Origin of the sequence: Campylobacter sp. S4:11, from assembly GCF_024723695.1 — a bacterium.
In the GTDB taxonomy this organism is placed as follows: Bacteria; Campylobacterota; Campylobacteria; order Campylobacterales; family Campylobacteraceae; genus Campylobacter_D; species Campylobacter_D jejuni_C.
On record NZ_JANQDC010000089.1, the window covers coordinates 1 to 567 of the forward strand.

The window sequence follows — 567 nt, forward strand, 5'->3', positions numbered from 1 at the left end:
TTTCTACTAGATTTATGTATAGTAAAAAAAGCTATGGATTATTTGGAGATGAAGGAAGAGGATTTAGTTTTTCCAGTACAAGATACACAGGTGTTGGTGGGGGATCTTTTCATTATTTTATTAATGGTAAATTTGTAAAAAGTGATGAAAAATATAATTTGGAAAGATATTAATGAACCCTAAAGAACTTATCTCTCAAATCAAAGACTATGCTGATATAGCAGATGCTAGCTATGCTATGTTGCAATATGTTTGGGAAAATATAGAGCAAGATGAAAAGAATAATATTTATAAAGCAGATAAACTTACTTTTGGTGATAAATTAAAGCAAGATATTGTTATGAAAAATAGTAAAAGGGAAAATATTGTAAAACCTAAAAATACAAACACAGCTTATGCTTGTGCTATACAAGCTCGTTTTGAACAAAATAAAATAGTTAAAATAGAACCTAAATATTGTATTTCTCTTATAAATACTTGTTTTGATAGTAAAGAAATAACATTGGATAATGATATTAGTAGGGTAGGATTGAATGATGCACTGAGTAAAAGAACTATTGATTTTGT

The 567-nt window shown here is 27.2% G+C and carries 1 pseudogene; it reads left to right on the top strand.

From position 1 onward, the window contains the following. Positions 1 to 172 precede the first annotated feature (172 nt). Positions 173 to 567 (top strand): annotated as a pseudogene (locus CAMP5053_RS08330) (hypothetical protein); the annotation flags it as partial.